Below are 8521 nucleotides of genomic sequence, written 5' to 3' on the forward strand. Positions count from 1 at the left end.
GCGCACCCAGTTCGCCCTGCTGCCGGCCCAGCGCGGCCTGCTGTTCGCCGAGCGCGCGCATCTTCGCCGACAGTGCATCCTGGCGCTGCGCCAGTTCGGTCTGGGCACGTGCTTGCGCCTTGGCGGCAATGCCGTTGGAGTCCATGCGGTCCGCCGCCAGCGCAATGCTCTCCCGGACCAGCTTGCCCTGTTCACGACCCAGCTCGCCCTGCTCTCGGCCCAGTGCTCCCTGGCGCTTGCCGAGCTCGCCCTGCTGCGCGCCCAGCTTGCCGATCGGCTCGAATAGCGCGTCGAAGCGGGCCAGCAGCGCAGGATCGTGCACCACGTAGCGCTTGCCGCCGCGGCGGAACCACAGGCCATCGCCCTGGGTCTCGCGCTTCATGCTGGCGAGTTCGTCGCTGCTGCCGCTCATCGTCGAATGGTTGCCCTTGACCCGGACATACGACTGTTCGAGTTGACCGTTGTGGGTTTTCTGCATCGACCGCGTGCTGATCCGCGAGCCGATGGCCGGCGGCGGCGCGGGGACCGCCGGGACCGCCGGGACCACCATTGCAGGCCGCGCAGGCCGCGCAGGCGGCGCGGGCGGCGGCGGCGGCGGCGGCGGTACTGCGGGCACGTTGGCGGCGCGGGCGGCGGCACCGGCGTCCCCCATATCGACCGCATCGGCCGCCTCCGCGGCCGCCGCGTTCGCGGCTTCCATCTCAGGCTCCTGCGCCGCTGCGCTCGCGTCGGCTGCCTGCTTCGCTGCATCTGCAGCCGCCATGGCAGCCTGCGCCTCCGCCGCCGCAAGCGCCGCTTCGCGGGCCGCGTCATCGGCAGTGTATTCGCTCGGTGGCGCCGCGGCCTGCGCCGGGGAGACGGGAGCCGGCTTGCCGGCGGCAGGCAGCGCATGGCCGGGCTGGGCCACCAGGCGCAGCGGCGCCACGCCGAGCACGGCCACCGCGGTCAGGATCAGGGCCGCGCCCAGGCGCGGAAAAGCGGACGTGGTCTGCAGCATCAGCAATCTCCGTTTCAGGCTCAGGAAGGTCGGCGAAGCGCTGGCCAGGCCGGCGCTGGGCCGCGGTGCCACACCCAGCTGCACCAGCAGCCGCGCGTAGTCGTGACGGCAATGGCGGTGGCCGGCGACCACGGCCGCATCGCAGGCCGCCTCGCGGGCCAGGGCGTACTCGCGGTTGGCCAGGTGCACCAGCGGATGGAAGAAGAACAGGTGCTGCGCCACCGCCGGCAGCAACCCCCACCACAGGTCGCGGCGCTGCAGGTGCACCAGTTCGTGGGTCAGCGCCATGTCCAGATCGTCGGCGCGCAGGCTGTCCATACGCCGCGCCGGCAGCAGCAGCACCGGCTGCCACGGCCCGATCAGTTGCGGCGAATCGATGCGCTCACACAGCCGCAGCTGCGGCGGCTGGCGCAGGCCGTGGGCCTCGGCCGCCAGGCGCAGCGCACCGAGCAGGGCGGTGTCGGTGCACGGCGCCGCCTCGCGCGCACGCTGGCGGCTGCGACGGTAGGCCAGCACGCTGTGCGCGGCGCAGACCAGCACGCCGGCCAGCCACAGCGCCACCAGCGCCTGCGCCCACGGCAAGGCGGCCAAGGATGTCGTGGCCGGGGGGGCGGCGATCGCCGCGGTGGCAGCGGTGGCGTTGACGTTGATCTGCGCGGGCACCGCAGCGGACATGCGCGGCGTCGCAGCGCCTGCCGGCGTCGCCAGCACCGTGGCGACGGCCGCCGGTGCCGCTGCCACCGACGCCGGCGCGGCCGGCAGCACCGGCAGCTGCACCGCCCCGGCCCACAGCAGGCCCAGCACGCTCTGCGCAGCGACCAGCCACCACAACCGGCAACGCGTCGCCGCCGGCAGGGTCGGCAGCCAGCGGCACAGCGCCCAGATCAGCGCGACCAGCACCAGCGTCTGCACGCTGGTCGCCAGCAGCCGCGACAACAGAGTCTCGAACACGTCCGTCCCCAGCAGGCTGTGCATGGCTCAGTCCTCCCGCCGTTGCGATTGCAGTTTGGCCACCAGGGCCTCCAGTTCGGCCAGTTCCGTGTCGCTGACCTCGGCGCGCTGCGACATCCAGGCCACGAACGGCGAGACCGAGCCCTGCAGGGTCTTCTCGACGAAGCTGCCGACCGCGCTGCGCACCACGTCGTCCTGGCCGCTGGTGGCGGCATAGCGGTACACGCCCTGCACCTGGCGGCGACGCAGATAGGCCTTGGCGCGCAGGCGCTCCATCATGGTCAGCACGGTCGAGCGCGCCAGCCCGCGCGCCTCGCCGAACCCGGCGGCGACCTCGCCGACACTGGCATCGCCGTGTTCGGCGATGTACTGCAGCAGGGCTAGTTCCTGATCCCCGATCGATTTGCGGCGCATCCGCCCACTCCGATGACTACACGTGTCGGCAAAGCTACCCATGACGACAACTGTCGTCAATAGGTCGCAGGTCATGGGCGGCAGGCGTCTGCAAGCCTGGCGATGGCGCCCCTCCGCGAGGCCAGCCGCACCCGGCGTCTGCCGGTGGAGCCGCATCGGTCCTGAGCATTCGACCCCATGTCTCGCGCACGCGTGCAGCAGCATGAGGTCGGCCCCCCGGCCACCGTGCATGCATTCGCCGTAGACGTCGGCGCTGATCCAGCCTCGTTCGCGCAGCGGCACCAGCGCCCTATACCCAGGTATCGCACCACATACGCGCAGCAGGCAGCGCTGTACCAATGCGCAATGGTGCAAGCGCACATGCGATGCAAGAATTTCCCGCATCGCTTCACGCCGCTGTATTCACCGCGGGAAGCGCGCTGCCGCAGCTGCGCCGTTCTCTCCATCGATCCGGAGCGGGGCGCCGCACCTGCCGCGCGCCATCTTCCCGGGTCCGCGCCGCAGCGCCGGCGCACTGTCATCGCAACCGCACAGCCAGCCGGACGCCGCCGCGAACAGGCGGTCCTGCGCTGGGTGCGCGCGTGCGCCACCGCTTCCCACTCCACGCCGGATCCAACCATGCACGCGACCTCCTCCCGTCTCCGCGCCGCCACCCTGCCGATCTCTGCACCGCATCGCCTCAGGCACAAGTGCGCGCCGTCGTTGTTGTCTGCGGCGCTGGTCGCCGGCCTCGCCGCCTCCACGGCGCACGCCGCGGACGAGGCTGCCAGCAGCAATACCGACACCACCCCAACCACGTTGTCCGCACTGGACGTGGTGGCCTCGCCGCATGCGGCCGCAGTGGCGCCCACCCAGGTGGTGGGCCCGAACCGCTATGTCATCAATGCCGGCGACATGGACGCCGACCTCGCCGGCAGCAACGGCCTGGCGCGGCTGAAGACCGTGCCCGGCGCCAGCTACACCGCCACCGACGGGCTGGGCCTGGACGTCTCCGCCACCAGCCTGTTCGTGCGCGGGTTCCGCATGAACGAAATGGGCATCACCTTCGAAGGCGTGCCGTTGAACGACAGCGGCTTCCTGTCGTTGACCGGCACCAGCGTGGTCAACGTCGGCGTGCCGGACGCCATCGGCACCATCACGGTCAGCCCCGGCGCGGCACCGGTGAGCGTGTTCTCCAGCAGTGCCAACGGCGGCGCGCTGGAGTACCGCCTGGGCGAACCGAAGGACACGCCCGGCCTGCGCGTCAAGCAGGGCGTGGGCAGCGACGCGACCCGGGTCACCACGGTCTCCGCGCAGAGCGGGCAGCTCGGCGCCAACGGCCCGAAGCTGCAGGTCGACCTGCAACGGCTGGGCGCGGACAAATACCAGGGCGGCGGCACCCAGCGCTTCCTGCGCGGCGACGTGAAGGCGACCCAGGACGTGGCCTGGGGTACGTTCACCGTGTTCCTGTCGGCCAGCCACGCCGCGATGTGGGGCTACAACAACCTGTCCTTCGACATGCTCGGCAAGCTGGGCTGGCGCGCCGACAGTCTCTATCCCGACTACGCCAGGGCCTATGCCGTCGCCCTGCCGCAGAACGCCGACGCCTCCTGCGGCACCTACCGCTGCGGCGCGCTGGCCGGGCTGTTGCCGTACGACACCGGCCAGGTCACCGACGACCGCATCGCCTCGCTCTCGCACGACTTCCATATCTCCGACACGCTCAGCGGACACGTGCAGGTCTACAGCGCGCGCAGCCACACCCGCGCCACGCTGAGCGATCCCACCACGCCTTCGCCCGACGCTGCGCCGTTCTCCGAGCAGGTGCAGGCGCCGCACCTGCGGCGTACCGGCGGTCTGCTCAGCCTGACCTATGTGCATGGCCGGCACACGCTCAGCGCCGGCCTCTGGCAGGAGCACAGCAGCGCCGACGCGGCGACGTCCTGGTACACCGAGCCGCTGCTGGGGCAGGGCCGGCCGCTGCGCACCACCGGGCCGTGGGATGTGTACGGCCCGGCGTTCAAGACCGACAACGTCTCGCAGTGGACCACCCGCGCGCGCCAGGTGTACGTGCACGACGACGTCGCACTGAGCGACACGCTCGTGCTGGGCCTGGGGGCAAAGGCGGTGGATTTCCGCACCAGCGGCGGCGGTGTCGGCGATGCGCCGGACCGACCGGCGGCCGGCACGCTGCGCGCGAAGAGCGCGTTCCTGCCGCACCTGTCGCTGTTCTGGAGCCCGACCACGCAGACCGATGGCTTCATCGACCTGGGCAGCGCGATGAACGGCTTCCGCGTCGCCCAGCGCGGCAACATCGGCTACACCGCCTCGGCCTGGACCGTGCCCGACCAGGCCAGCTTCGACCGCCTCGCCCGCCACCTGCAGCCGGAACAGGACTGGAACCTCACCGTCGGCGGCACCCATCGCTTCGACCGCGCCACCGTCACCGCGGACGTGTTCTACGGCGACATCCGCCATCGCCTGCTGTCGGCCGCGGTCGGCACCCAGTTCGCGCAGGTCAACACCGTGCAGGTGATGCCGAAGATGCACACCTTCGGCGCCGACCTGGGCGTGACCGTCGACCTCACCCCGCACCTGCAGTTCTACCAGGGCGTGGCGCTGGCGCGCTCGGTCTACGACCGCGACGTCGTCGTCGACGGCAACGTCTATCCGATCCAGGGCAAGGCGCAGCCGGGCTATCCGCAACTGTCGCTGGTCAGCGACCTGTCGGCGCATGTGCGCCACTGGCGCTTCGGCGCCACCAGCACCGAGTACCTGCATCAGCCCTTCACCTACGAGAACGACCTGCGCGTACCGGCGTTCTGGCAGGTCAATGCGTACACGGCCTACACGCTGGGCGCGGACAGCCGGCTGCCGGGCCTGGAACTGCGCCTGGACGTGAGCAACCTGCTCGATCGTCACAACATCGGTACCGCCAACATCGCGGGCTCGGCCTTTGCCGGTGACTACCAGACGCTGCAGCGCAGCGCGCCGCGGCAGGTGTTGTTCAGTACCTCGCTGGCGTTCTGAGCATGCGGCGCGCATGCATGGGGCAGACACGGCGTTCACAGCGATGCCACGCCGGCGCGACTAGAAGTTTCCGAACCGGTCCGCCGACGCATGCCGCGTCCGTCGGCCCTCGCCGCCACACGCGGCGCCCCACGACCGCAGCGGCTTCTGCACAGCAGGACATCGGCATGAGCGACGACACCCGCAACATCGGTTCGCCCGATCGCGACCGCATCAACCTCCACGAAGACGACGAAGTGCGCGACTGGACGCAGGCGCTGGGCGTCTCCGCCGACGAGCTGCGCGCCGCCGTGCAGGCCGTGGGCAGCAGCGCCGCCGCGGTCCGCGCGCGCCTGCGCACGTGACGCGGGCCGGGCCCGCGCCATGAGCCTCGCCGACTACCGCCGCAAGCGCCGCTTCGACAAGACCCGCGAGCCGGAGCCGGGCAAGCCGGTGCCGGCGGGGCAGCGGCCGATCTTCGTCGTGCAGCTGCACCACGCCAGCCGCCGCCATTACGATTTCCGCCTGCAGGTCGGCGATGCGCTGAAGAGCTGGGCGGTGCCGAAAGGGCCGAGCTACGACCCCAAGGTCAAGCGCATGGCGGTGGAAGTGGAAGACCATCCACTGGACTACGCCACGTTCGAGGGCGAGATCCCGCAGGGCGAATACGGCGGCGGCCACGTCGCCCAGTTCGATCACGGCGTGTGGAGCAGCGCGGACGATCCGCAGGCGCAACTGGCCAAGGGCCATCTGCGCTTCGAACTGTTCGGCGACAAGCTCAAGGGCGGCTGGCACCTGGTGCGCTCGGGCAAGCCGGCGCGGCAACCGCAGTGGCTGCTGTTCAAGGAGGACGACGCCTTCGCCAGCGACCTGGAGGCCGACGACCTGCTGGCCGATGTCACCGCGGCGCCGGCGCGGGACGTCAAGCGCGCCGGCGCCGGCAAACCCGACAAACGCAAGGCCACGGTCGTGGCTGCGCCGGTACGCAAAGGCCGCCGCACGAACTGGGCCAAGTTGGCCGAGGCGCTGCCCGGCGCGGTGCCGGCGGCGGCGCCGGACGGGCCGTTCACCGCACAACTGGCCCGGCTCGGCGACGCGCCGCCACAGGGCGCGCAGTGGATCCACGAGATCAAGTGGGACGGCTACCGGATCCTGGCCACCGTCGCCGACGGCGTGGTGCGGCTGTGGTCGCGCAACGCGATCGAGTGGACCGACAGGATCCCCGAGATCCGCGACGCCATCGCCGCACTGGGCCTGCGCTCGGCGGCGCTGGATGGCGAATTGATCGCCGGCAAGGGGACCAAGGAGGACTTCAACCTGCTGCAGGCGGTGCTGTCCGGCGAGCGCCAGGGCACGCTGGCGCTGGCCCTGTTCGACCTGCTGCACCTGGACGGCATCGACATCGCCGCCGCACCGCTGTCCGCGCGCAAGGCGTTGTTGCAGCGGCTGCTGCAGGGCGCCGATACGCACCTGGCCTTCAGCTCGCATATCGACGGCGACGGCGAAGCCGCATTTCAGCTCGCCGGCGCGCAGCACTTCGAAGGCATCGTCTCCAAGCGCGCCGACCGCGGCTACCACGGCGGCCGCAGCGACGACTGGCGCAAGACCAAGCAGCTGCGCTCGGACGAATTCGCGGTGGTCGGCTACACCGCACCCAAGGGCAGCCGCAGCGGCTTCGGCGCGTTGCTGCTGGCGCGGCCGGATCCCGAGCATGGCTGGCTGTACGTCGGGCGGGTCGGCTCCGGCTTCTCCGACGCGCTGCTGCGCGAGCTGACCGCGCTGATCGGCAAGGCCGGCAGCGCCACGCCCAGCGTGCACGTGCCCACCACCGAGACCGACCTGCGCAGCGCGCGCTGGTTCGCGCCGCGCTTCGTGGTGGAGGTGTTCTACCGCGGCATCGGCGGACAGCAGTTGCTGCGCCAGGCCTCGCTGAAGGCGGTGCGCCCGGACAAGGACATCGCCGACTTGGGCGATGCCGACGCACCGGCACCGCGCGCGGCGGCGGCGCGGGCGACGCCGGCGGCCAGGAAAGCCAAGGCAGACGCAACGGCCAAAACAACGAAGGCAACCAAGGTGGCGAAGGCGGCGAAGTCGAGCGAAACCAATATCAGCGACCCTCGGCGCAGCAAGCGCGACGTCGCGACCACGGGCACCGCGCGCACGCCGCCGACCCTGTCCAGCCCGGGCCGCGTGGTCTTCCCCGACATCGGCGCGACCAAGCGCGAGGTCTGGGACTACTACAGCGCGGTGATGGATCACCTGCTGCCGGAGATCGCCGGTCGCCCGCTGTCGATCATCCGCTGCCCCGCCGGTGCCGAACGCGCGTGCTTCTTCCAGAAGCACCACACCGCCGGGCTGGAACTGGTGTCGTCGGTGCGGTTGAAGGAAGAGAGCGGCACCCAGGCCGAGTACCTGGTGGTCGAGGATGCGGCTGGGCTGCTGGAACTGGTGCAGTTCAATGCGTTGGAGTTCCACCCGTGGGGCGCGCATGCCGCGTCCCCGGAGCGTGCCGACCGCGTGGTGTTCGACCTGGATCCAGGCCCGGACGTGCCCTTCGCCGAGGTCAAGCGCGCCGCCACCGACATCCGCAAGCTGCTCGCGCAACTGGAGCTGGAATCGTTCCTGCGCGTGTCCGGCGGCAAGGGCCTGCACGTGGTGGTGCCGCTGGCCCCGGGTTGCGACTGGGACCTGACCAAGCGCTTCGCCCATGGCTTCGCCGACGCGCTGGCGCAGTCGCAACCGGACCGCTTCCTCGCCACCGCCAGCAAGCGCCTGCGCAACCAGCGCATCTTCGTCGATTACCTGCGCAACGGCCGCGGCGCCACCGCGGTGGCCTCGTACTCGCTGCGCGCCCGCGCCGGCGCCCCGGTGGCGATGCCGCTGGCCTGGAGCGACCTGTCCAAACTGCACCGCGCCGACGCCTTCAAGCTGCGCGACGTCCCCGCCAAGCTGAAACGGCGACGCAAGGATCCCTGGGCCGGCATCGACGCGCTGAAGCAGAACCTGTCGCGCTGGGCCGAAACGGAGTGAGCAAAGCCCCTCTCCCCCCGGGAGAGGGGTTGGGGTGAGGGTCGGAGCGCGAAGCGACTCGCTGACATTGATCGCGAGCCACCCGTACCCTCATCCGCCCCTGCGGGGCACCTTCTCCCGAGGGGAGAAGGGAAAAGCCGA

Annotated in this window: 4 protein-coding genes and 1 pseudogene; 3 read left to right on the forward strand and 2 right to left on the reverse strand. The window is 71.2% G+C overall.

The genetic code is table 11. From position 1 onward, the window contains the following. Window positions 1-790: 790 nt before the first annotated feature. Both CEK68_RS21465 and CEK68_RS13895 read right to left on the reverse strand, forming a co-directional pair. Window positions 791-1972: pseudogene (locus CEK68_RS21465) on the reverse strand (M56 family metallopeptidase); the annotation flags it as partial. Window positions 1973-1975: 3 nt separating this feature from the next. After that, window positions 1976-2362 (reverse strand): BlaI/MecI/CopY family transcriptional regulator, encoded by a 387-nt coding sequence (locus CEK68_RS13895; RefSeq protein WP_017909741.1) that lies wholly within the window; start codon window positions 2360-2362, stop codon window positions 1976-1978. A 618-nt stretch (window positions 2363-2980) separates the two neighbouring features. Between CEK68_RS13895 and CEK68_RS13900 the strand changes: the two genes are divergently transcribed. The 3 genes from CEK68_RS13900 to ligD all read left to right on the forward strand — a co-directional run bounded on the left by CEK68_RS13900 (window position 2981) and on the right by ligD (window position 8380). Then, window positions 2981-5371, forward strand: a complete 2391-nt coding sequence (locus CEK68_RS13900) for a TonB-dependent receptor (protein WP_226977880.1) — start codon at window positions 2981-2983, stop codon at window positions 5369-5371. A gap of 167 nt (window positions 5372-5538) precedes the next feature. Next, window positions 5539-5715, forward strand: a complete 177-nt coding sequence (locus CEK68_RS13905; protein WP_152239716.1) for a DUF3606 domain-containing protein — start codon at window positions 5539-5541, stop codon at window positions 5713-5715. Window positions 5716-5734: 19 nt separating this feature from the next. Further along, entirely contained in the window at window positions 5735-8380 is a 2646-nt protein-coding gene (ligD, locus tag CEK68_RS13910; RefSeq protein WP_152239717.1) for a DNA ligase D, read from the forward strand. Window positions 8381-8521 lie beyond the last annotated feature (141 nt).

The sequence above is a fragment of the Xanthomonas sp. LMG 12461 genome, assembly GCF_009192935.1.
GTDB classification, from domain to species: Bacteria; Pseudomonadota; Gammaproteobacteria; order Xanthomonadales; family Xanthomonadaceae; genus Xanthomonas_A; species Xanthomonas_A sontii.